This window comes from Bradyrhizobium sp. CCBAU 051011 (assembly GCF_009930815.1).
In the GTDB taxonomy this organism is placed as follows: domain Bacteria; phylum Pseudomonadota; class Alphaproteobacteria; order Rhizobiales; family Xanthobacteraceae; genus Bradyrhizobium.
In genome coordinates this window covers 2,448,982-2,473,206 of record NZ_CP022222.1, presented here as the reverse complement: position 1 = coordinate 2,473,206, position 24,225 = coordinate 2,448,982, and the positions used below count along the sequence as shown (strand labels likewise).

Annotated in this window: 18 protein-coding genes and 1 pseudogene; 11 read left to right on the top strand and 8 right to left on the bottom strand. The window is 63.6% G+C overall.

Going from position 1 to position 24,225, the window contains the following annotated elements:
* Window positions 1–38: 38 nt before the first annotated feature.
* From ACH79_RS11715 to ACH79_RS11700, 4 genes are all read right to left on the bottom strand, one after another.
* On the bottom strand, window positions 39–1,046 hold the full coding sequence (locus ACH79_RS11715) for a tripartite tricarboxylate transporter substrate binding protein (protein WP_161851159.1): 1,008 nt from the start codon (window positions 1,044–1,046) through the stop codon (window positions 39–41).
* A 378-nt stretch (window positions 1,047–1,424) separates the two neighbouring features.
* Window positions 1,425–2,186: a polysaccharide biosynthesis/export family protein gene (locus tag ACH79_RS11710; protein WP_161851158.1), complete on the bottom strand. Its 762-nt coding sequence runs from the start codon at window positions 2,184–2,186 to the stop codon at window positions 1,425–1,427.
* A 212-nt stretch (window positions 2,187–2,398) separates the two neighbouring features.
* On the bottom strand, window positions 2,399–3,058 hold the full coding sequence (gene msrA / locus ACH79_RS11705; protein ID WP_161851157.1) for a peptide-methionine (S)-S-oxide reductase MsrA: 660 nt from the start codon (window positions 3,056–3,058) through the stop codon (window positions 2,399–2,401).
* A 122-nt stretch (window positions 3,059–3,180) separates the two neighbouring features.
* A complete protein-coding gene (locus ACH79_RS11700) occupies window positions 3,181–3,498 on the bottom strand; it encodes a hypothetical protein (protein WP_161851156.1) in 318 nt (105 codons plus the stop codon).
* Window positions 3,499–3,867: 369 nt separating this feature from the next.
* On the opposite strand from ACH79_RS11700, the gene rpsT reads away from it, so the two are divergent.
* From rpsT to recF, 5 genes and pseudogenes are all read left to right on the top strand, one after another.
* Window positions 3,868–4,134, top strand: coding sequence for a 30S ribosomal protein S20 (gene rpsT, locus ACH79_RS11695; RefSeq protein ID WP_028347803.1), 267 nt, complete (start codon window positions 3,868–3,870; stop codon window positions 4,132–4,134).
* 1,324 nt (window positions 4,135–5,458) lie between these two features.
* Window positions 5,459–6,889 (top strand): chromosomal replication initiator protein DnaA, encoded by a 1,431-nt coding sequence (gene dnaA / locus ACH79_RS11690; RefSeq protein ID WP_161851155.1) that lies wholly within the window; start codon window positions 5,459–5,461, stop codon window positions 6,887–6,889.
* A gap of 329 nt (window positions 6,890–7,218) precedes the next feature.
* Window positions 7,219–8,337 carry a DNA polymerase III subunit beta gene (dnaN, locus tag ACH79_RS11685; RefSeq protein WP_161851154.1) on the top strand — a complete coding sequence of 373 codons (1,119 nt, stop codon included), beginning with the start codon at window positions 7,219–7,221 and terminating at the stop codon, window positions 8,335–8,337.
* Between the two features lie 46 nt (window positions 8,338–8,383).
* Window positions 8,384–8,670: pseudogene (locus ACH79_RS11680) on the top strand (GIY-YIG nuclease family protein).
* A gap of 46 nt (window positions 8,671–8,716) precedes the next feature.
* On the top strand, window positions 8,717–9,856 hold the full coding sequence (gene recF, locus ACH79_RS11675) for a DNA replication/repair protein RecF (RefSeq protein ID WP_161851153.1): 1,140 nt from the start codon (window positions 8,717–8,719) through the stop codon (window positions 9,854–9,856).
* A 7-nt stretch (window positions 9,857–9,863) separates the two neighbouring features.
* On the opposite strand, the gene ACH79_RS11670 is transcribed toward recF, so the two are convergent.
* On the bottom strand, window positions 9,864–11,750 hold the full coding sequence (locus ACH79_RS11670; protein ID WP_161851152.1) for an acyltransferase family protein: 1,887 nt from the start codon (window positions 11,748–11,750) through the stop codon (window positions 9,864–9,866).
* Between the two features lie 334 nt (window positions 11,751–12,084).
* Here ACH79_RS11670 and gyrB point away from each other — a divergent pair, with 334 nt between their 5' ends.
* The gene (gyrB, locus tag ACH79_RS11665) at window positions 12,085–14,520 is read left to right on the top strand and encodes a DNA topoisomerase (ATP-hydrolyzing) subunit B (protein ID WP_161851151.1); all 2,436 of its coding nucleotides are present in this window, start codon (window positions 12,085–12,087) and stop codon (window positions 14,518–14,520) included.
* Between the two features lie 21 nt (window positions 14,521–14,541).
* Here the strand turns inward: gyrB and ACH79_RS11660 are convergent, their stop codons facing one another.
* Window positions 14,542–15,273 carry an alpha/beta fold hydrolase gene (locus tag ACH79_RS11660; RefSeq protein WP_210255654.1) on the bottom strand — a complete coding sequence of 244 codons (732 nt, stop codon included), beginning with the start codon at window positions 15,271–15,273 and terminating at the stop codon, window positions 14,542–14,544.
* A gap of 257 nt (window positions 15,274–15,530) precedes the next feature.
* Between ACH79_RS11660 and ACH79_RS11655 the strand changes: the two genes are divergently transcribed.
* From ACH79_RS11655 to ACH79_RS11640, 4 genes are all read left to right on the top strand, one after another.
* Window positions 15,531–16,241 carry a helix-turn-helix domain-containing protein gene (locus ACH79_RS11655; protein ID WP_161851149.1) on the top strand — a complete coding sequence of 237 codons (711 nt, stop codon included), beginning with the start codon at window positions 15,531–15,533 and terminating at the stop codon, window positions 16,239–16,241.
* 314 nt (window positions 16,242–16,555) lie between these two features.
* Window positions 16,556–17,854, top strand: a complete 1,299-nt coding sequence (murA, locus tag ACH79_RS11650; protein ID WP_161851148.1) for a UDP-N-acetylglucosamine 1-carboxyvinyltransferase — start codon at window positions 16,556–16,558, stop codon at window positions 17,852–17,854.
* Window positions 17,855–17,906: 52 nt separating this feature from the next.
* Entirely contained in the window at window positions 17,907–19,313 is a 1,407-nt protein-coding gene (locus ACH79_RS11645; RefSeq protein ID WP_161851147.1) for an MATE family efflux transporter, read from the top strand.
* Window positions 19,310–19,780, top strand: a complete 471-nt coding sequence (locus tag ACH79_RS11640) for a DUF2867 domain-containing protein (RefSeq protein WP_161851146.1) — start codon at window positions 19,310–19,312, stop codon at window positions 19,778–19,780. The genes ACH79_RS11645 and ACH79_RS11640 overlap by 4 nt, the downstream gene beginning before the upstream one ends.
* 137 nt (window positions 19,781–19,917) lie before the next feature.
* Here the strand turns inward: ACH79_RS11640 and ACH79_RS11635 are convergent, their stop codons facing one another.
* Complete coding sequence (locus ACH79_RS11635; RefSeq protein ID WP_161856322.1) at window positions 19,918–21,021, bottom strand: FUSC family protein; 1,104 nt, start codon at window positions 21,019–21,021, stop codon at window positions 19,918–19,920.
* 136 nt (window positions 21,022–21,157) lie between these two features.
* Between ACH79_RS11635 and ACH79_RS11630 the strand changes: the two genes are divergently transcribed.
* Window positions 21,158–22,528: an MmgE/PrpD family protein gene (locus ACH79_RS11630; RefSeq protein ID WP_161851145.1), complete on the top strand. Its 1,371-nt coding sequence runs from the start codon at window positions 21,158–21,160 to the stop codon at window positions 22,526–22,528.
* Between the two features lie 169 nt (window positions 22,529–22,697).
* Here ACH79_RS11630 and ACH79_RS11625 read toward each other — a convergent pair whose 3' ends face one another.
* The gene (locus ACH79_RS11625; RefSeq protein ID WP_161851144.1) at window positions 22,698–24,128 is read right to left on the bottom strand and encodes a serine hydrolase; all 1,431 of its coding nucleotides are present in this window, start codon (window positions 24,126–24,128) and stop codon (window positions 22,698–22,700) included.
* Window positions 24,129–24,225: the final 97 nt, after the last annotated feature.

Below are 24,225 nucleotides of genomic sequence, written 5' to 3'. Positions count from 1 at the left end.
TTCGGACCATCCCGGAATGACGAACTGCAACTAACGCCTCACTCGCCCTTGACGCCGGTTGCCTTCACGACATCGGCCCATTTCTGGTAATCGCGGCGCAAGACTTTCTCGAACGTTTCCGCCGATCCACCCACCGGCACGAGGCTGAGCGTCTCGATCCCGGCGACGCCCTCCGGCGAGGCGATGATGCGGGCGAGTTCGTCCGAAAGCTTCTTCACGATCTCCTTGGGCGTCGCGGCAGGAACGAACACGCCGAGCCAACCTTCGATTTCAAAACCGGGGTAACCGAGTTCGCCCATCGTCGGCACGTCGGGCAACGCGGTCCTGCGCTTCTCGCCGCCAACCGCCAGCGCCCTGAGCTTGCCCGCCTTGATTTGCGCGCTCGCCGTGGTCAGGTCCTGGAACGCCGAGGTAACCGTGTTAGCGAGCAGGTCGTTCGTGAGAGGAGCCGAGCCGCGATAGGGAACATGGGTCATGTCGATATTGGCGGTCTTCTTGAGCAATTCGCCGTAGAGGTGGGACGTCGTGGCGTTGCCGAAGGTGCCGTAAGGCTTGCCGGGGTTCGCCTTGGCATAATCGATCAGTTCCTTGACGGACTTGATCGGCTGCTGCTCGGGGACCACCAGAACGATGGTCGACAAGGCGATCTGGGTGACAGGCGCGAGATCCTTGAACACATCGTAGGGCAGCTTCGCCACGAGGCTCGGCGCCTGAATGATCTGCGTGATGCCGACCAGCACGGTGTGACCATCAGGCTGCGCCTTGGCGACGTTGTCGTTGCCGACCACGCCGCCGCCGCCCGACTTGTTCTCGACGACGACCGCCGTCTTCCACGACTCCTGCAGCTTGTTGGCCAGCAAACGGGCCAGGACGTCGGTCGCGCCGCCCGCGGGATAGGGCACGACGAAGGTGATGCGCCGGCTCGGATAGGGATCCGACGCTGCAGCCTGGTGCGAAGAGGCGCACAAAGCCGTCACGGCGATGGAAGCAAGCAATGCTGCCGCAGTCGCCGCGCGCACCACGCTGACCGGCAAGTGATAGTTCATGGTCATACTCCGGATTGCAGGCACTCGACCGACAAACCGGCGCGCCTCGTTTTGAACGACGAGTTTCTACATCGCTGCAGCGCAAGATGGAACATGGTTTCGAACGGATTCAGCGCATAGCGCCAATTCATCGCAACCGAACCCGGCCGGATACCGCCGCACGGGTTCCATTGAGCGTCCAGACACGTGCGAAGCCGCGCGTCTGCCACTGCTAGTTAGATTATTCCGTTCGGATTGATGCCCGCAACGTGATGCAGAACGCGGCGCCCACCTCGGTCCGACATGAATGATGAATTTTCCTGGCCAATTGCGCGGCATTTGCCTGACACAAATGCTTGGTAAAAGAGCCGCATCAAAATGACGATGCGGCTTTGCGCGCTAGAACCAGCGTTCGCTAACGAGCACAGTGTCGCCTGGGCTGATCGGGCTGCCGGGCGGAACGACAAAGCGCGACGTACCGGACGCATCGGTGTGCGTGACGGTGACGCTGTCGCGCCGGGCGCGCGGCGAGAAACCGCCGGCAATCGCCACCGCGCTCTCGACCGTCATGTTGGGCACGTACGGATATTGGCCGGGCGCTGCGACCTCGCCGAGAATGAAGAACGGCCGATAGGCTTCGATCTCGACGGCGACCGACGGCTCCCTGATGAAGCCGGCGCGCAGCTTTGCGGCGATCGCCGCCGCCAGCCCCGCCGTGGTGCGGCCGCGGGCCGGCACCGAACCGATCAACGGCATCGTGATCGAGCCGCCGGCGCTGACCGCGTAGGTGTTGGTGAGACCTTCCTGGCCGTAGACGACGACGCGCAGCTTGTCGCCGGCATCGAGATGATAGGCCGCGTCGTATCGCGCCGGCATGGGTTCGACATAGGCGACAGGTGCGGCAACGACGACGGGCGGCGGCGCCGCGTGTGGCGCGGAGGCGAAGGCGGTACGAAGTGCTGCGATGGCACCGCCGCCGGCATCGGCCGCGACCGCCTGCGGCGGCGGGCTGCCAGGCGAACCATAAGCCACGGAATCAAGATCGCCTTGCGGCGCGACGGCGACCGGCCCGATCGTGCGCATGCAGCCCGACAAAGCGAGCGCAGTGATGATCGCAGTGATCGGTATTCGAAACGCGCGTACAACCCGCACCGGAGCCATCCCTCAAAGCGAGACAGCTCTAGTTTTGCACCGGGTATGGTTAACAAAGGGTTTTTTGCACGCGGCACTCGCATAGCCCGGAGGCGAGACCATCCGTCATTGCGTGGAGCGAAGCGACGAAGCAATCCATTCTATCCCTGAACGGAGAGATGGATTGCTTCGCGGAGCCTCTCATCGGGCGCGCGGCGCGACCTGTTGGTTCGCAATGACGGTTAGGCGGCAGACACGCCGGCGCCGATCGGACACGACACGCCGGTGCCGCCCAGCCCGCAATAGCCCGCCGGGTTCTTGGCGAGATATTGCTGATGATAGTCCTCGGCGAAATAGAACTCGCCCGACGGCGCGATCTCGGTGGTGATGGTGCCGAGCCCCTTTGCGGCCAGCGCCTTCTGATACATCGCCTTCGATGCGTCGGCGGCCTGGCGCTGCGCATCGCCAAACGTGTAGATCGCCGAACGATACTGGGTGCCGACATCGTTGCCCTGGCGCATGCCCTGCGTCGGGTTGTGACTTTCCCAGAACGTCTTCAGGAGCTGCTCGTAGGAGATCTTCTTCGGATCGAACACGACCAGCACCACTTCGGTATGGCCGGTGCGGCCCGAGCAAACCTCTTCATAGGTCGGATTGGGGGTATGGCCGCCGGCATAGCCGACGGCGGTGGCATGAATGCCGTCCCCGAGTTCCCAGAACTTGCGCTCCGCGCCCCAGAAACAGCCGAGACCAAACACCGCCTGCTCCAGGCCGGCAGGATAGGGCGGCTGCAGCTTGCGGCCGTTGACGAAGTGCGTGGTCGCGGTCGGTATCGGGGCGGCACGGCCCGGCAGCGCTTCGGCTGCGCTCGGCAACGCGGTGGTCTTGCGCATGAACAACATGGAATACCTCCAGGCGGGACATCGGCGGACGCGACGATGCGCGTCGGCCGGTTGGACTTCTATATATGTCTTTACGCCTGAAGCCGCAGCCCTGTTACGCCCCCCTGGGACAGGAGCCGCGGTCAGTCCCGCGAATAGCCGATCAGCGGCTTGCGGGGCCGGAACAGGATCATGAGCAGAATTCCGACCACGCCCAGCACGGCGAACACCGGCTGATCCAGCAGGGCCTTGACGACGCTGTTCCAGAGCCAGGGCGAGACGCCCTCCAGCCAGGTCCGGAACGCGAGCTGGCTGGACTGATGGACGTCGTTCCAGAACTGGCCAAACCGGGTGAACCGCAGGGTCTGGTCGGCGACAAAACGGGCGCCGTCATAAACCATGAAAATGAATCCGCCGGCCAGGAGCAGGAGGCCAATAAGCCGGAAAAAACCGCGGATCATGCGTCACCTTATACCTGTCGCCCCGAAAAAGGCTGTCAGCCAATACCGGGGGCACCCCGGAAATTCAACCTCGTCAGCACCTTACGCGCCCTTTACGCCCCCTTTTCCGCCCCCAAGGCGGGCGGAAAGCGTTGACGGTGCAGGACTCGCCCTCTATAAGACCCCCAATGGCGGCGGGCGCAATCCCGCCGCCGCTGTTCTTTGAGCAGCGCCGCCTTCGGTAGCATTTTGGCTTCCGTCCATGGCATCCTCAAGAACGGCTACGTCAGAACACCCTGGAAAACACAACCAGCGTCCACGCAATTTGAACGGCCGGCGCGCTCAAGGGCCGACCACCCGAGCGATGACAGCCGAAGGATAGTTGAGAACATGGCCAATACCACTTCCGCCAAGAAGGCGACCCGCAAGATTGCCCGCCGCACCATCGTCAACAAGTCGCGCCGCACCCAGATGCGCGGCGCGGTCCGCACCGTCGAGGAAGCGATCAAGAGCGGCGATCGCAATGCAGCCCTGGAAGCGATGAAGCGCGCGGAACCGGAACTGATGCAGGCGGCGCAGCGCAACATCATTCACAAGAACAACGCGAGCCGGAAGGTATCGCGCCTGACGCACGCGATCGCCAAGCTCGCGAAGTGAACTGAACAGAAATCGATATTCTTCAAAGCCCGGCTTCGCCGGGCTTTTCTTTTGCGTACGATCTGGAAGATCCATTTCGGCGCGCGTGTGCATCCTGTTGAATTTCGGGCACACACTGAAGGACTCGCGCCGCACCGACCGTGACAATTCGATTGTCTCATTGCAGGGCACCGGCGCATGTGTCACATTTCTCGCACCCGTAATTTTACGAGGTGCAACTTATTGCACCGGCGTAATCGTACGCAGTTGCGAAGGGCGTGAGCACAACGGCCGCCAAATCTGGTGCCGGCATCTCCATGCGCATCTCTGCCGCGAAGGTTACCCTTCAAAAACAATTCCGAAAAACTTCGTCTCGCTAATCACTTATCCACATAGCGAGGACAAGCGTTTTGAAAAACGGTCGCGGTAACCACGATTGTAACGGTTTCTTAAAAAATTTTGCGAGTGCAGCGAAAACTGTCACGCGCCTTCGCGCCGCCGGATTCTCTGCGCTGATTCAAAAACTTGGTGTGGAGTTTCGCAATTGCAGCGTTGCAACACCGACGAAGAGTCGGGCAGCCGCGTCGAATCACGGATTGTCAGAAATCGCGCTTGGTGTATTTGTAACTCGTTCGCGACGTTCAAGGCTCTCCTGACCAGCGCGGTATGAGACCCAAGAGCGGACGTGCAAATCGGCGGCGGTGTGCGCGTTAGCGGCGCTTTCCAAGCGAAGCTGAGTTGGTAACTCATAGCAATATGAGAACGGCTGTTCTGTGTCTAAATTTCCCGGCGTAGCGCTCACGTTGCAAGCGCGCTCCGGACAAGGGGAATGAGATGCTTACCGACAATGCAGCGATGGGGAACGCGGAGCTTGTGAACGTGTTGAAGACGACAGACTGAGGTACGCGGCGGCGCAGCGACGAACAAGCGGATGTTCGGTGGCGGCAGACTGGCTTTGAAAACACTTGTGATCTGATTGCTCGTCGCGCGTTCTCGCGGCGAGAGGGGGAGGTACTATGCTTTACGGAATCAACGCGACATTCGACACGCCCATTTCAATCGTGACCGCTTCAGAATCTCTGAATGCTTCAGAATCCCTGAACAACGTATCTAGCCGCCTTACGCGAGCTCCGGGTAGACCGTCGAGTACGCGCTGACCTCGCGGCAGCCTCTCACTCCCTCCAGCCTTTGATCTGAGCAAACGGCGATTCCGCCGCACGCCTGATCTGTGTCTGGAGGTGACTGAAGCGCCATGTCGAGGTCACGTCTGGCAGGAAACCTGCAAGGCAGCCGCCAGACGATTTCGCAAGATATCTATTTACTCATTCAGAAAAGTTTTCAGGCAATGACAAACATGGAACAGGATCGCTGGTCGCGCGTGAAGGGGCGGTTGCGGACGAGCGTGGGCGAGGACGTCTATACGAGCTGGTTTGCGCGCATGGATCTGGAAGGCGTGCAGGACGAAGCCGTGCATCTGTCGGTGCCGACCCGGTTCCTCAAGAGCTGGATCCAGGCGCATTACGCCGACCGTGTCCTGACGTGCTGGCAGGCCGAGATGCCGGAAGTACACCGGATCGACCTCACCGTGCGCACGGCGATGCGATCTGCCGCGCCCGCCAAGGAAGCAACCGCACCAGCCGATCAACGCCGCACCGAGCAGGCCAATGGCCGGCCCGCGCCTGAATTGCGCGCCACCGCGACCGCGCCGGTATCCGCCAGCCATGATGCGCTCGGCGGCTCGCCGCTCGATCCGCGCCTGACCTTTGCAAGTTTTGTGATCGGCCGTTCCAACACGCTGGCGCATGCCGCCGCACGCCAGGTCGCCGAGGGACGCCGCGGCGACCCCGTGATGTTCAACCCGCTCTACATTCACGCCGGCGTCGGCCTCGGCAAAACCCATCTGTTGCAGGCGGTGACATGGGCCGGCAATTCCGGCAGCGAGCGCAAGGTGCTCTATCTCACTGCAGAGAAGTTCATGTACGGCTTCGTCGCCGCGCTGAAGACGCAGACGGCGCTGGCCTTCAAGGAAGCGCTGCGCGGCATCGACGTGCTCGTGATCGACGATTTGCAGTTCCTGCAGGGCAAGTCGACCCAGGCCGAGTTCTGCCACACGCTGAACGCGCTGATCGATGCCGGCCGCCAGGTGGTGATCGCCGCCGACCGTCCGCCGTCAGATCTCGAAAGCCTCGACGACCGCGTGCGCTCGCGGCTCGCCGGTGGGCTCGTCGTCGAGATGGCCTCGCTCGGCGAAGAGCTGCGGCTCGGAATCCTCAAATCGCGCGTGGCCGCGGCCCGCGCGCATCACGCGAGCTTCGACGTGCCGGAAACAGTGCTGGATTATCTGGCGCGCACCATCACCCATAATGGCCGCGACCTCGAAGGCGCCATCAACCGCCTGCTCGCCCACTCCAAGCTCAACAACCAGCCTGTGACGCTGGAAATGGCCGAACGCGAGGTGCGCGACTTGATCCGTCCGCAGGAACCGAAGCGGATCAAGATCGAGGACATCCAGCGGGTGGTCGCGCGGCAATACAATGTCAGCCGTTCGGACCTGCTGTCGTCCCGCCGGACCGCGAACGTCGTCCGCCCGCGTCAGGTCGCGATGTATCTGGCGAAGACGCTGACGCTGCGTTCGCTGCCCGAGATCGGCCGCCGGTTCGGCGGGCGCGATCACACCACTGTGCTGCACGCCGTGCGCAAGATCGAGGCATTGGTGGCCCGGGACAATGCGCTGTCCGAAGAGGTCGAGTCGCTGAAGCGGCAGTTGCAGGAATAGCGGCTAACAGGAAAGGACCTGGCTCCTCCCAGCCTCTCCCGCCCCTGATTCATCGAAGTCGGATCTATCCGACTTCGACAATTAGGATGCCTAACTCGGGTAAAGCCCGAGTTGGGTGGGGCGGGAGAATTTTTTTCTGCTGCCATTTTCTGCGGCAAAAGTGGGGGAACGCGGCCCTGTCTCCCTTGCACCGGCGCCCCATCCGCGCCACCTTGCGGTCCCCCCGGGGGTTTGATCAAATCCGATCCTGATCCGGCTTTTCGGGTTTCCAATGCCGCGGCGCTGCCTTGACGGGCCGCCCGGCTTTTCCATCTCTGGCGGGTATTGCAATGAAGGTCACCGTCGAACGCGCGCAACTGCTGAAATCGCTGGGTCACGTCCATCGCGTGGTCGAGCGCCGAAATACCATCCCGATCCTCGGCAACGTGCTGGTCCGCGCCGAAAACGCCAGGCTGTCGCTGAAGGCGACCGACCTCGACCTCGAGGTGACCGAAACCCTGGCGGCGGAGACCGCGACCGGCGGCTCCACCACCGTGCCGGCCCATATGTTCTACGACATCGTCCGCAAACTGCCCGACGGCTCCCAGATCGTGCTGGAAGCGGACGGCGACCGCTCGGTGATGGCCATTCGCGCCGGCCGCTCGCGCTTCACGCTGCAGACGCTGCCCGAAAGCGACTTCCCGGACCTTGCCGCCGGCGACATGACGCATTCGTTTTCGCTTCCGGCTTCCGACGTCAAGCGCCTGATCGACCGTACGCAGTTTGCGATCTCGACCGAAGAGACCCGCTACTACCTCAACGGTATCTACCTGCACACCGCTGGCAGCGCCAAGGCCGCGACCCTGCGCGGTGTTGCGACCGACGGACATCGCCTGGCCCAGATCGATCTGGGGCTGCCCTCCGGTGCGACCGGCATGCCCGGCGTGATCGTACCGCGCAAGACCGTGGGCGAGGTGCAGCGGCTGATCGAGGACAATGAAGCCGAAATCAAAATCGAGTTGTCGCAGGGCAAGATCCGCTTCACGCTCGGCAATGTCGTGCTGACCTCGAAACTGATCGACGGAACCTTCCCGGATTACGGTCGCGTCATTCCGCAGAACAACGACAAGGAGCTGATCGTCGACAAGAAGGATTTCGAGGCGGCGGTCGACCGTGTCTCGACTATTTCGAGCGAGCGCGGCCGCGCGGTGAAGCTGGCGCTGTCCGCCGGCAAGCTGGTGCTGTCGGTGACCAACCCGGATTCCGGCAGCGCCACTGAAGAGCTCGAAGTAGAATACGCCTCCGACGCCCTCGATATCGGCTTCAACTCGCGCTATCTGCTCGACATCGCCGCCCAGATCGAAGGCGAAGTCGCCGTACTGCGCCTCGCCGACCCCGGCTCGCCGACGCTAGTGCAGGACAAGGACAACAAGGGCGCGCTGTATGTGCTGATGCCAATGCGGGTGTGAGCTCACTGTCATTGCCGGGCTTGACCCGGCAATCCATCAAAACAAAATGACCTATTGGGTGTACATCCTCGCGAGCAAACCCGGCGGAACACTGTATATCGGTGTGACGAACAATCTAGTGAGGCGCGTCTACCAGCACCGGGAAGGCTTGGCTGACGGATTACCAAGCGATACGGCATCAAGACGCTGGTATATTTCGAAGCACACGACGCAATTGCGGTCGCGCTTCAACGCGAAAAGAACATCAAGCATTGGTCGCGCGAGTGGAAAATCGATCTGATTGTCGCGGGCAATCCCGACTGGAAGGATTTGTACGATGAGATTGTCCGCTAGCGCGGACGATGGATTGCCGGGTCAAGCCCGGCAATGACAACCTGATATGACCCCGTCCCGTATCCATCGCCTCTCCCTCACGCACTTCCGCAATTACCGCGCTGGAAGCGTGCAGACGCGTGGGGACGTCGTGGTGCTGGTCGGGCCGAACGGCGCCGGCAAGACCAATTGCCTGGAGGCGATCTCGTTTCTCTCGCCGGGACGCGGCCTGCGGCGCGCGACGCTGGAGGATGTCGCCGACAATCAGGGCAACGGCTCCTGGGCGGTCTCCGCCGAGGTCGAGGGCGCGCTCGGACTTGCCACGCTCGGCACCGGCATCGATGCGCCGGCTGCGGAGGCGGCGTCAACCAGTCGGCGCTGCCGGATCGACCGCGAGCCCGTAAGTTCAGCGACCGCGTTCGGCGATCATCTGCGCATGGTATGGCTGACGCCGACGATGGACGGGCTGTTCCTGGGTGCTGCTTCGGAACGGCGGCGCTTCTTCGACCGCCTGGTGCTGGCGATCGACAGCGAGCATTCCAGCCGCGTCTCGGCGCTGGAACGTTCGCTGCGCTCGCGCAACCGTCTGCTCGAAGTGCGCAACTATGACGACCATTGGTGCGACGCGATCGAGCGCGAGACCGCCGAGCTTGCGGTTGCGGTCGCCGCCACCCGCGGCCAGACCGTGACGAGGCTGGCGGCAATGCTGCGCGAACGTGGCGCGGCTTCCGCCTTCCCGTCGGCGCATATTATGCTCGACGGCTGGATGGAAAACGCGCTGGTCAAGGAGTCAGCGACATCGGTGGAGGATCGTTACCGCGAGATCCTGCGCGCCAGCCGCGCCCGCGACGCCGCCGCGGGCCGCACGCTTGATGGCCCCCACCTCACCGACCTGCAGGTAGTCTACGCGCCGAAAAACATGCCGGCGCGCGACGCCTCCACCGGCGAGCAGAAGGCGCTGCTGATCGGGCTGGTGCTGGCGCATGCCACGCTCGTCGCCGAGATGACCGGCATCGTCCCGCTGTTGCTGCTCGACGAAGTCGTCGCCCATCTCGATCCCAACAGGCGCAAGGCGCTGTTCGATGAACTCGCAAAGCTCGGCGCGCAGGTCTGGATGACCGGCGCCGATCCAGCCGCGTTCGTCGATATCGGCGCAACCGGTGAGATTTTCGACGTGGAGGCCGGCCAGGTGAGCCGCCGCGCCTAGAAGCTCGTTAACGCCCCTTGCCCGCAGGCGCCTCGCCGCCGAGCAAACGATCGATGATCGATTCGATGAGAAACACCGACGCCTTTTCGGTCAGGTGCACCTGATCGCTCGCGGTGAGGTCTTCCGCCGCATCGCCAATGCGCGTCAGGCACCCCTCAGCGTTGCAAAGGACGTCCGACGCCGAGATGAATTCCGCGCCGAGCGGCCCGAGCCTGGCGCGCATGACGGCATCATAGGCGGTGGGCGACGAGGCGCTGGGCGAGCGCTCCGGGATCAGCGTGCGATGGAGCATGAAATATCTGAGCACCTCGCACGGAAGCCCGCGCTTCCACGCCGGCACCCCGCCGAGGACGACGACGCGGGCATTCGTCTTCCTCTTCAGCGCGACCACCGTCTCAGCGACATTGTCGAGATGCTTTTCCCAAGTCCCGTGCAGCAACACGATTTCGGGGCTGATCTCCCGCACGAGCGAAAACACCTTGTCGTTCATCGCGCGGCAATTGGGCGTGCCCGGGATGTCGGCGTTCAGCGCCGGAATGCAGGAACTGGAGGTAAGCTGCGCAATGCCGAAGCTTCGCGCCTCCTGCGCCTTGCGCAGGCCGGGCAGCAGCGCGCCGGCGGTCGAATCGCCCCACACCAGAACCAGCGGCCGCCGATCGCGTTCGACGCAAGTATCGGCAAACGTCATTTCGCGGCTGAGATCGAGCAGGCATTCGTGAAACCGCCATTTGAAGCTCTCCGTCGTCACATTGGCCATGGCGCGGATTTCCGGCGGCAGCCGATAGTCGAAGCCGCGCCCCCAGACGGCGACAAAGCCAGCGACCGCGATCATGGCCATGCCGGCCCCGAGACCGAACATCTTGCGCCGGCTCGGGACGCCGAAACGGATCGGCGTCTCGACAAACCGATACGTCGCCCAGGCCAGCACCACGCTCGCGAGCAATATCAATTCGCGTTCCGGCAGCGTCAGCGGAGCAAATTTCACGATCCCAGCGAATACCAACAGCGGCCAGTGCCAGAGATAGAGCGGGTAGCTGATCAGGCCGATCCACACCAAAGGCCGGCTCGCCAGCACGGCGCGGTTCACCCATGCCGCCGGCGCCGACAAAAGCAGCGCGCTGCCGGCGACGGGCATCGCCGCCCACCAGCCCGGAAAGGCGCGGTGGCTATCGATAATGGGGACGCTCGCCGCGATCAGCGCCACGCCGGTCCACGCCCGCCAATCGCTCGCTTTGACACCGTGGCCGACCTTGTTCCAGCCGCAAGCCAGCGCCGCCCCAATGAGCAATTCGAAAGCCCGAGTAAACGGCAGATAGAAGGTCGCAACCGGATTCGGACCGATCAGCACCACATTGAACGCGAACGAACCCACACCAAGAATTGCGGCCACCGCAAGAATGCGCCATCGCAGCCGGGCAGCGAGCATCAACAGCAGCGGCCAGAACAGATAAAACTGTTCCTCGATGCCGAGCGACCACAGATGCAGCAGCGGCTTTTTGGCGGATTCGATGTCGAAATAGCCGGACTGCAACAGCAGTGCGACATTGGCCAAAAACGCCGCGCTGGCAAAGGTGTCGCTGCCGAGCCGCGCCAGGGCCTGCGGCAACATCCAGAGCCAGCCCAACACCAATGTCGCGCAGAGCACCACGATCAGCGCCGGGAATATCCGCCGGATCCGCCGATTGTAGAACTCGATCAAGCTGAAGCGCCCGAGTTCCAGCTCGCGCGCGATAATGCCCGTGATCAGAAAGCCCGAGATCACGAAAAACACGTCGACGCCGACGAAGCCGCCCGGCGCAGCATCCGGGAACGCGTGAAAATTCAGGACCAGCATCACCGCGATGGCTCGGAGGCCATCGATATCCGGCCGATATTTTGGTGGGGGCGAGGACAATGCAGACGAATCCGAGATCGCGACCGACGGCGGACAACGTCCACAAGCTGTCGTACCGTCCTCTCTAGCAGGTCCGCGGCGGCCTGCCATTTTTCCCGGCGACCGCCCGCGAAAATCAGGCGATCGAGGGCGCAAAATCGGCCTTCGAATCGCGCTTTTCGAGGGCCCCAGAATCGGCCCTGGAACACCTTGAAAAAGGGTAAAAAACCACCATTTATTCAAAGACTTGTAGACAGAGAGATTGCGCTAGGCGCAATGCCTCTTTCATGGCACAAATAGCGTAATCAGCGCCTCATATTGCGCAGCTGATTCCGGACACCCTCGAAGGCTTCACATGACAGAACCTGCCCGGCGGACCCCTGCCGACACTGAGCATCCCATTCCGGTCGAGTACGGCGCGGAATCGATCCGGGTGTTGAAGGGCCTCGATGCGGTGCGCAAGCGGCCGGGCATGTATATCGGCGACACCGATGACGGTTCCGGCCTGCACCACATGGTCTACGAGGTCGTCGACAACGCGATCGACGAGGCGCTTGCGGGCCACGCCACGCGCGTCGACGTAATCCTCAACGCCGACAATTCCGTTACCGTGCGCGATGACGGCCGCGGTATTCCCGTCGACATCCACAAGGGCGAAGGCATCTCCGCCGCCGAAGTCATCATGACCCAGCTCCATGCCGGCGGTAAGTTCGACCAGAACTCCTACAAGGTTTCCGGCGGCCTGCACGGCGTCGGCGTCTCCGTCGTCAACGCGCTGTCGAGCTCGCTGAAGCTCAGGGTCTGGCGCGACGACAAGGAGCATTTCGTCGAGTTCGCCCATGGCGACTCGCTGGCGCCGCTGAAGGTGGTCGGTGACGGCAAGGGCAGGCGCGGCACCGAGGTGACCTTCCTCGCCTCGCCCGAGACCTTCAAGAACATCGAGTATGATTTCGCGACCCTGGAACACAGGCTGCGCGAACTCGCCTTCCTGAATTCCGGCGTTCACATCATCCTCTCCGACATGCGTCACGCCGTCGAGAAGCGAGAGGAGATGCGCTACGTCGGTGGCGTCGAGGAGTTCGTCAAATATCTCGACCGCAACAAGAAGGCGATCGTCCCCGTCCCGATCATGGTTCGGGCGGAGGCGAACGGCATCGGCGTCGAGGCGGCGCTATGGTGGAACGACAGCTACCATGAGAACGTGCTGTGCTTCACCAACAACATCCCGCAGCGCGACGGCGGCACCCATCTCGCCGGCTTCCGCGGCGCGCTGACGCGCCAGGTCAACGGCTACGCCGAGGCCAATGCGAAGAAGGAGAAGATCGCGCTCACCGGCGACGATTGCCGCGAAGGCCTCACTGCCGTGCTGTCGGTGAAGGTGCCGGACCCGAAGTTTTCGTCGCAGACCAAGGACAAGCTGGTGTCCTCGGAAGTGCGGCCGGTGGTCGAGAACGTGCTCAACGAGGCGCTGGCCGCGTGGTTCGAGGAGCATCCGAGCGAAGCGAAAGTCATCGTCGGCAAGGTGATCCAGGCCGCCGCCGCGCGCGAAGCCGCCCGCAAGGCGCGCGAACTGACCCGCAAGAGCCCGCTCAGCGTCTCCTCGCTGCCCGGCAAGCTCGCCGACTGCCAGGAGAAGGATCCGGCCAAGTCGGAACTGTTCATCGTCGAGGGTGACTCGGCCGGCGGCAGCGCCAAGCAGGGCCGCAACCGCGAATTCCAGGCGGTGCTGCCGCTGCGCGGCAAGATCCTCAATGTCGAGCGCGTCCGCACCGACAAGATGCTGTCGTCGGAGCAGATCGGCACGCTGATCACCGCGCTCGGCACCGGCATCAGCGACGACTTCTCGGCCGACAAGCTGCGCTACCACAAGATCATCGTGATGACGGACGCCGATGTCGACGGCGCACATATCCGCACGCTGCTGCTGACCTTCTTCTACCGGCAGATGCGCGAATTGATCGACCGCGGCCACCTCTATATCGCGCAGCCGCCGCTCTACAAGGTGACGCGCGGCAAGTCCGAGCAGTACCTGAAAGACGAGCGCGCACTGGAGAATTATTTGATCGGAACCGGCCTCGACGACTGCGTCTTCAGGCCGGCGACAGGATCGGAGCGCGGCGGCCGCGACCTGCTGTCGCTGGTGGAGGACGCGCGCGTCATCCGCGGCATCCTGAACAATCTGCACAGCCGCTATAATCGCAAGGTGGTCGAGCAGGCCGCGATCGCGGGCGTGCTCAACCCGAGGATCACCGCCGATCTTGCCACCGCCAACGCCGCGGCCGAATACATCGCCAAGCGCCTGGACAAGCTGGCCGACGAAGTCGAGCGCGGCTGGGTTGGCCGTTTCACCGAGGGCGAAGGCTTTACCTTCGAGCGCACCATCCGCGGCGTCAAGGACGTCGCGATCATCGACGACGCCTTGCTCGGCTCGGCGGACGCGCGCAAGCTCGACGACTACGCCGCGAAGCTGCAGGAGGCCTATCCGAATCCCGGCTTGCTGCGCCGCAAGGATTCCGAGACTGCGATTCACGGGCCGGTCAGCCTGTTCGAGGCGGTGACCGACGCCGGCCGCAAGGGCGTGGCGCTGCAGCGTTACAAAGGCCTCGGCGAGATGAACCCCGAACAGCTCTGGCAAACCACGCTCGACACCAACGAGCGCTCGCTGCTGCAGGTGAAGGTCAAGGAGGTCGACGAGGCCGACGACATCTTCACCAAGCTGATGGGTGATGTGGTCGAACCGCGCCGCGAATTCATCCAGGATAATTCGCTCAGCGCCAACGTCGACGTGTGAGGCAGGGCGCGCCTGTCCTGGCTAGCCCGCGACTTCCAGCAGCAGGGTCGCCAGCTCAGTTGGATGCGTAATATACGGCAGGTGCGAGCTCGCGATTTTGCGCGATTGCCACCCCGCCTTCTCGCTCGCGGCCGTCGCATAGCGGTCGAAGCCCGGATGCGGCCATTGGGTGCGAATATAGGTGCGAGGCAACTTCTCGGCGGCAGGATGCCGGCTCTTCACCGCCTCCTTGAAGTGGCCGAACGGTGTCGGGCGAAGGCGGGGCAGTATCCAATCGAGATCCGCGTCTTCGGTTACTTGCCACGTCTCGGTGACAAGTTGCTTCCATGGCGGCGGCGCGAAACGCGGCAGTAGCCAGCCGTCGCCCTCTTTCTGCACCAATGCTTCGAGAGCCGAACGGCGATCGGGTGCGATCACGTCCATCATGCTCTGGCCGTCATCAGGCACGAAGGCATCGAGAAAGACCAGGTGCGCGATCCGTTCGGGCATGTGATCGGCAACGCCGGTAATCACCATGCCGCCCGAACTGTTGCCGACGAGGATGACGTTGCGCAGGTCCTCATATTCGATGACGCTGGTGACGTCCCGGACGTGTACTTCGAGCCCGATTTCCGGCTTGGCCAGGTGCGCACGCTCGCCAAGCCCGGTCAGCGTCGGAGCGAACACCTCGTGCCCCTGCGCACGCAGCAGCGGCGTTAGCTTTTTCCAGCACCAGCCGCCGAACCAGGCTGGATGGATCAGGACATAGATCATCTTGCGGCCCTCCTGCGATTGCGCATTCGAATTTCCCAAGGTTGCGACGGCGGAAATTGCCGCACCGCCGATCGTGGCCAAGGCGTCCCGGCGCGAAAAGCCTGCATCGCTGCACTCGCCCATGGCTCTCTCCACAAGTTGCCGCTGTGCAGCGGGTTTCGAGCGAGAAAGGACAGCATCGTTTGCCGAATGCCTGATGCCAGCAAGTCCAAAATCTGGACTGGTTCCGGCTACCCGAACGTGTTTGAATCCTTCCCATGAAAAGCGGCTACGGCGAGTTCTGTCCGATAGCAAAGGCGTCCGAAATTTTCGCCACACGTTGGACGCCGCTTGTGCTGCGCGAGTTGATGTTGGGCGCGCACAGTTTCAATGACATTCATCGCGGGGTGCCGTTGATGTCGCGGACGCTTCTAGCCGAGCGCCTTCGGCATCTGGAAGAAAACGGCATCGTCGTGAGAAGAACTCACCCCGACGATTCAGGCTGTGAATATTGGCTGACGCCGTCAGGCGAAGCATTTCACGATGTGTTGCGCGACCTCTCGCGCTGGGGCTTGGCGCATGCCCGCGATCGCCTCACTGCAGACGATCTGAATCCCGGCCTGCTGATGTGGCGCATGCGCAAGCGCGTGGACATCCGTGCATTGCCGGAGCATCGCGTGGTGATCCGTTTCGAATTCTCTGGCGTTCCTAAAAGCCGAACGGCGTTGCGCGTTATGTGGCTGATTCTCGAACGGGCTGGCGTTGACATATGCTTCAAGGATCCGGGATATGCCGTCGATCTGACCGTTCGCAGCGATATTGCCGTCCTTATCAGGCTTTATCTCGGACACCTGCATTGGCATGAGGTCGCTGGAAAAGCATTGACGATCGAGGGCGACGGGCGGATGGCGCAACAACTTCCCATCTGGCTGCAGTTCCACAGACAACTCGGCCGGGGCTATCTACCCTTTGGGCGTCCTGCCGCTTGATCATCGGCCCCGATCACAGCCGCTGTTGCATAGTCACGCGTGCCGCGATGAAAAGACCCGCCGATCTGCTTGGATGGACCAAGGCGTTAGAGGCTGGCGTGCACGGCGATGCCGCCTATATCCTGGCTCCGGAACCGTGCAACCAGCCGTCCGCGATTTTGACTGGAGTGGAGGTTCTGTGTAATTCAACCCCAGCCGGGTCAGGCAATCCGAGCTATTCGTGTCGGCCTTTCATGCTACGATGCGGTTGCTGACCATTGATTCCGCTAAAGAATTCCGGCAGTCACATTTAGGAAATGGGTAAGGACCGCGTCGTGCCGCCTATTCAATACATCGTTGAAGGTGGCCACCGGCTTGCGGGCACCATCGAACCGTCCGGCAACAAGAATTCGGCGCTGCCGATCATCGCCGCCGCTCTGCTCACCGAGCATCCGGTGACGCTGGATAACGTACCGCGCATCCGCGACACCGAAACGCTTGTAGAGCTGATCCGCTCGGTCGGCGCATCCGCGGAATGGAAGGCGCGCAATACGCTGGCGATCCACGCCAAGGAGGTTCGCGCCGCCGATCTCGATCCCGAGCTGTGCGCGCGCATCCGAGCCTCGATCCTGCTGGCGGGGCCGCTATTGGCGCGCTGCGGCGAGGTGGCACTGCCGCCGCCCGGCGGCGACGTCATCGGGCGCCGCCGTCTCGACACGCATTTTCTCGCCTTCGAGCAACTGGGCGCGACCGTCACCGCGACGCACCGGCTGGAGTTCCGCGCTGTCAGGCTGAAGGGCGCCGACGTCTTCCTCGACGAGCCCAGCGTCACCGCAACCGAGAACGCGCTGGTTGCGGCGGTCGCCGCCCACGGCACCACCTATTTGCGCAACGCTGCTTCCGAACCGCATGTGCAGGACCTCGCGCATTTCCTGGTCGCGCTCGGCGCCAAGATCGAGGGCATCGGCACCAACACCATCATCGTCCACGGACCGGCGACGCTCGGCGGCACGACTTATTCGATCCAGCCCGACCATATCGAGGTCGGCTCGCTGATCGGGCTTGCCGCGGTGACGCGCTCGCCGCTGCGCATTGCGAAGGCCGGCGTCGAGCATCTGCGCTCGATCCGGATGGGCTTTGAGCGGCTCGGCATCGTCTGCGGCGTCGAGGGCGACGATCTCGTCGTGCCCTCCGGCCAGACCATGAAGATCCACGACGATTTCGGCGGCCACGTGCCGAAGCTGGAGGACCAGCCTTGGCCGGCCTTCCCGGCCGATTTGATGTCGATCGCGATCGTGACCGCTACGCAATGCGACGGCGTGATCCTGATGTTCGAGAAGATGTTCGAGTCGCGGATGTTCTTCGTCGACAAGCTGATCTCGATGGGCGCCCGCATCGTGCTGTGCGACCCGCATCGCGCCATCGTCGCCGGCCCGAGCCGGCTGCGCGGCGCACTGATGACATCGCCCGATATCCGCGCCGGCATGGCCATGCTGCTCGCGGCAGTCGCGGCCGAAGGCACCTCGACCATCAACAATGCCGACCAGATCGAGCGCGGCTATGAGCGCATCGAGGAGCGGCTCAACGCGCTGGGCGCCCGGATCACCCGCGTTCCCGCGCGCGAGGGTGGATAGTCCTCAGCGGCACCGTCATTTTTTCGGCTCTCGGCGTGGGTAGTCCATTGCAATGACCTCGCTCGACAAAATCGAACGTGCATCTGTTGCGCCGCCTGCCTCTGCGGCCGTGCCCGGCCGCCATCTCGCGATTGAGCTCGCCGAGACGCTGAAGCTCGCGGTGCCGCTCGCGCTGACGCAGCTCGGACAGATCGCGATGATGACGACTGACCTGGCGTTCATCGGTCGGTTCGGCAGCGAAACCGTGGCTGCGGCAGCCCTCGCCCATACGGTGTTCTTCGTCACCTTCACGTTCGGCATGGGCCTGGTTTCGGCCGTAGCACCGCTAGCGGCGCAGGCTTTCGGCGCTCGTGATCCGCGCATGGTGCGGCGTGCGCTGCGCGTCGGCTTGTGGGCGGCTCTCTTGATCGCTCTGCCACTGATGGCATTGCCATTCCGCGGCGAGGCAATCCTGATCGCGCTCGGCCAGGCGCCGACCGCGGCTAAGCTCGCGCAGCAATACCTGTTCGGCCTCGCCTGGGGCATCCTGCCCGCGCTGTGGTTTATCGCTATCCGTGGCTTCATGAGCGCGGTGAACCGGCCCGAGCCGGTGCTGTGGATCACGCTGGCCGCGATCCCGGCGAACGCGTTGCTGGTCTATCTGCTGCTCTATGGGAAATGGGGCCTGCCCGAACTCGGGCTGTTCGGCGCGGGCCTTGCGACCAGCATGGTCAATCTCGGCACGTTTCTCGCCGGGCTGTGGTTCACCGCGCTGCGCCAGCCGTTCCGGAAATATCACGTGCTCGGCAACATCTGGCGCATCGACTGGCCGTTGATGGCGAAGCTCGCGATTGTCGGCGCGCCGATCTCGATGGCGTTTCTGCTGGAATACGGGCTGTTCGGTGCTGCCGGCCTGCTGATGGGTCTGATCAGCACCACGGCACTGGCAGCGCACCAGATCGCACTCCAGATCGCAGCCATCCTTTTCATGGTGCCGTTCGGGATCAGTATGGCAGCAACCGTCCGGGTCGGTCATGCGATCGGGCGCCGCGACAGCGGCGCCGTCCGGCGCGCAGGTTATGTGGCGATACTTCTCGGCGCTGCGTTCATGGCCACGATGACACTGGCCGTGATCCTTGGACGGTTCCTGATTGCCGAGTTGTTCCTCGGCGAAGCCGTCGACGCGACCGCGACGCTGACGGCCACGCTGCTCCTGATCGGCTCCACCTTCTTTGTCGCTGATGGTATCCAGACCATTGCCGCCGGTGCGCTGCGCGGAATGAACGACACGCGCGTGCCGCTGCTGTTCGCCACCTTGAGCTACTGGCTGATCGGCTTTACTTCCGCCTGCGCACTTGGATTCTGGACATCGCTTGGCGCCAGTGGCGTCTGGATCGGATTGTCGATCGGCACCTTGGTCTTCGCCGTTCTGCTCGTCTTGCGATTTCGACTACTGACCAGCAGACTGCCGTCACCATGACCGTCCGCGAAGTCACGCCTGCCGTCGATGCCGATGCGCTGCTGGCCGGCGCGCAATTCGCCGACGCCTTTTGCATTGAAATCAGCGATGGCAATCTCGATGCCCGCCGCGCCGCGGAACGGATGATGGCGCGGCAGCCGCGCTGGGCCGAAGCGTTGCTGGCGCTGCGTAATTTACTGGTCGCGCCGTTCGGGTTGAAAACGTCGGGCGTCAGTCCAGACGCGCCGCGGGACATGATCGGGATCTTTCCGGTCGTGAGCGAAACGCGCGATCGCCTCATTATCGGCTTCAACGACCGCCATCTCGATTTTCGTGTCGTCGTCGACGTGACGGCGCCGCGCGACGTCACGCAGGTCACCGCAACAACGCTGGTCAAGACGCACAACTGGCTCGGCCGGACTTATCTCGCGATCATCATGCCGTTCCACCGGCTGATCGTGCCTGCCCTGCTGCGCCAAGTGGGCTGAACGTCATTGCCTGCGACAAACGCGAAGCGTTTGCGCAAGGGAGCGATAGCGACGACTTGTCCGCCGAAGCTTAAGGAGCGAAGCGGAAGCAGTCCATGTGTCCGCGCGAGGATAGATGGATTGCTTCGCCGAACGCGCTAGATTTTTGCAACGGCCCGCTTCCCGCACCAGTCGGCCTGGCAACGGTCGAGATCGGTCAGGTTCTGTCGCATCTGCTCCAGCGAAAATCCCAGCGCGAAGAATCGCTCCGCCACGTCGACTGGCACGCCGCGAGTCAGGCCGTCGTTTCGCACCGCAGCGACTTCGGCGGCATAGGCCTGCAGCGCCGCATCGACGGGCCGGATGTCCACGGCGCCGCTACCGCTCCGCAACGATTCGGCCGCCGCGCGCATATAGTCGACGATCGCCTTGCTGACATCGGCCAACGGCCGCGCCAACCTTGCCTGCACATTGGCCGGCAGCGGCACCACGCTGGCGCGCCCGATCATCACGACATCATGGCGCAAGCGCTGGATGGTGCGCAGCAACGGGCCGGTGTCCGGTCCCGAAGACAGGCGCGCGCCGCGCTCGCGCTCGGCTTCCAGACCGATCGCATGGAGGTTGGTCAGCGCGGTACCGATCCCGCTCTGGATACGGTGCAAGGCGTCATTGTCGAGCCCGCGCGTCAGTCCCGCAAGCAGCTCGGCGAATGCGGCAGCCAGCAGTTCCAAAATCTGCGCCGCATTGATCCGGATCTGGCTGATCGCCCGCGACGGCAGCACCAGGAATGAGACCACGAGCCCGGTAAGTGCACCGACTGCGACCTCGAACAGCCGGTCGATGGTGGAATCCAGCGGATTGGCATGGTTCATCGCCGGCACCAGCAGGACGATCACGGCCGTCACCGTGGCGGCGCTCAGGCTGGGATTGACGGCGCCGATGAAAGCCATCGGCCCGACCGTGAGCACCAATAGCGCCAGCAATCCACCCTCGCCGGAATGCGGGATCAATATCGCAATGGCGCCGCCATAGAGCGCGCCGCCGACGGTACCGAGCATGTAATCGCGCGTCGCCTTCAGCGAACGGCCAACGCTCATCTGGGTGACGATCAGCGAGGTCAGCACCGCCCACAGCGGCAGCATCAGATGCAACGCCCTGGCGATCGCATAGGCTGCGACCGCGGCAACCGCGAGCCTGACGGCGAGCGCCAGTTGCGTCTTCCGTGACCGGATCGCTCCAAGCATGCGTTTTGCGAAGGCCATCATGCGCTGCATCCCGGAATCTGCGCGCCACGCTTGTGCTAGACGACAGCAGGCATAGCTGATGCCCGCGACAGGGAGGCGGCTTGAAAGGTCAAGTTGGCCCGCCTACCCTGCCCGGCAAATACGAGGAAACACGATGGCCCACGAAACCGCAACGCTCGCAGCCTATGTCGCCGGCCTCAAATTCGAAGACATTCCGCCGGAGGTGCTGGAACGCGCCAAGGTGCTGACGCTCGATTTCCTTGGCAGCACGATCCGGGCGCGGCGCGACGCGGAATCCACCCCGTCGCTGCTGAAGATGCTGGAGGCGCTGGCGCTGGACGGCAAGGGCGAAGCCACCGTATTCGGCGATAGCAAGACCTGGACGCCGGCGGTCGCCGCTCTGCTCAACGGTGCGCTCGGCCATTCGCTGGATTTCGACGACACGCATGCGGATTCCTCGCTGCATCCGAGCGCGCCCGTGGTGCCGGCGGCGTTCGCGGTTGGCGAAATGGTCGGTGCATCCGGACGTGACGTGCTGACCGCAATCGTGGCCGGCTATGAAGTGTGCTGCCGCCTCGGCAACGCGCTCGATCCCACCTCGCATTATGCGCGCGGTTTTCATCCGACCGCGACGGCAGGAACCTATGGCGCGGCGGCCGCCGCCGGAAAGCTGTTCGGCCTCTCGAAGGATCAGATCATCTCGGCCTTCGGTGTTTCCGGCAGCCAGGCCGCGGGCTCGCTGCAATTCCTGGTCAATGGCGCCTGGAACAAGCGCTATCAGGTCGGGGCGTCTGCAATGAACGGCGTCATCGCCGCGACGCTGGCGCGCAATAATTTCGTCGGTTCGACGGAATCGGTCGAGGGCAAGCACGGCCTCCTCGTCGGCTACAGCGACGACGCACATCCGGACAAGGCGACCGCCGGCCTCGGCAAGACCTATGAGACCCTGAAGATCGGCGTGAAGCCGTATCCGAGCTGCCGCTATACCCATGCGGCGCTGGATGCGCTGATCGCTATGCGGCGAGAGCACAATCTGACGCCGGATCAGATCAAGCGGGTCGAGATCGGCCTGCACCGCAATGGCATCACGCTGACCGGCGACGCCGCCACCAAGCGGCATCCGACCTCGATCGTCGGCGGGCAGTTCTCGATGTTCTTCACCGGCGCGCTGGCGCTCGATCAGGGCAGCTTCGGCTGGGACGATTACGACCGGCTTGGCGATACAGCGGTGAATGCGCTCGCCGACAAGTTCGACGTGGTGCAGGACGACCGCCTCGAGATCGGCCGCACTCACCCCTTCGGCGCGCGCGTTTCCATCACCACCGACGACGGCGTGCACGAGCGGCTCTATGCCGATCCCTCCGGCGAGCCGGATTCGTTTCCGGACGCACAGGCGATGCAGCAGAAATTCCTCACGCTCGCCCGCCCGGTGCTGAATGGCCGCGCCGATCAACTCGCCGATGCGATCCTCTCCTTGGAGAGGTTCGACCGTGTCGAGAAGGCCACGCAGTTGGGGCGGCAGTAGCTGCCGCGCGCGTGGACCAACCTCGCCCCGCTTGCGGGGAGAGGTCGGCGCGTAGCGCCGGGTGAGGGGGTACAGGTCTATCGATAGAGCTCACTCGCTGAGAGAGCCCCTCACCCCCACCCTCTCCCCGCAAGAGCGGGGCGAGGGAGAAGAGACACCGCCTCATCCGTCAATTCGCTCCCGCCACCTTCGCCTTGCTCCCCGTGGCCGCAAGGACGTCGCGCACCAGATCGAACACGCCGTCGCCTTCCGGCGGCGAGTTCGGTGAGCGGCCGAGTCGAACGATCACCAGCCGCTCGGACGGAATGATGATCACGTATTGCCCGATCGTGCCCTTGGCGAAAAACGCATCTCGCGGCCAGCCGCGCTCGATGCGGTAGGTCGCGCCAAAGCTTTCGCCCAAGTTGGTCCAGAATCCCGCGCCCTGGCCGACCCAGGCGTTCGGCGTCGGGGTCGCCGAATACTTCACCCATCCTTCGGGAAGGATGCGTTTTCCGCCGGCCGTGCCGTCATTGAGATAGAGCTGGCCGAAACGCGCCCAGTCGCGCGCGCTCGCCAGCAATTGGCTCGACGCTTCCGCATTGCCCGAGGCGTCGAATTCGAGGGTTACGTGGCGCATGCCGAGCGGTTCGAACAATTCCTGCCGCGCAAAACCCATCATATTGGCCGCGCCGCCGCCGGTTGCCTGGCGGATCAGATGCGCGACGATGACCGTGTTGCCATCGTGATAGTTCCAAGCCGCGCCAGGCACCGATTCCGGCGGCATGCTCACGGCATAGGTGGCCATGTCGGGTTCCATGAACTTCATGCGGTTGACCGGCTCGAGCGCGGACAGCAGCGACGCCTGCAGCGAACTGCCGAGATTGAGCCCCGCGGTGTGACGCAGCAGATGATCGAGCGTGATGGCACGCCTTGGATCGTCGGCGCCTTGCCACGCTGCGATCGGCACGGGCTCGTGCAGCTTCATCGCGCGCTTGCGCACGAGGATGCCGGCCAATGCCGAGATCACCGATTTGGTGGCGGAGAAGCCGAGCAGCGGCGTGTCGATGCCGATGCCGTCGGCATAGCGCTCGGCAACGACGCGCCCGTCCTTCAGGACCACGATCGCCCGCGTATTGCGTGGCGTCGATCTGTCCGGCTCGGCGAAAGCGCGGTCGAGCGCGGCAGCGAGTTGCGGCACTTGCGGCTCAACAATGGCGCGGCCAGCGATGTCAGGCAGCACCGCGGGCTTGGCCTCCGATGGCGCCAATGCGATGTCGGCAACCGCGCTCCCATGATCGAGATAGCAGCCGAGGCCTTCGCCGCGGTAGACGGCGTGGCTCCGGCCCAGGCCGAACAGCGTCACTGTGACGTCCTTGCGCGCGCGGTCGACGCGATAGTCCAGCGCCCAGGAGATCAGCCCGGCGCCCGGCATAGCGGATGTGGTCTCGGCGAACACCCGATCCGGATCGAGGCCGGAGACGAAGGTCTCGGTGCAGACCACGCTGGCGACAAAGCCGGTCGCGACTTTTGGCACGTCGCGGGCGCGGGCCGCCGACAGCGCGAGCGCGCTCAGTGCCGTTGTGGTGGCTAAGATGAGGATGAGATTTCGTCGTTTCACGAGGGGCCTCCGGCATTACGCATCAGCGCGTTGCCGAGGAGGATGGAGAAGCGGCCGCCGCCTGCTCGCCGGATTTGGAATTCGCGCTGGCCGAAAG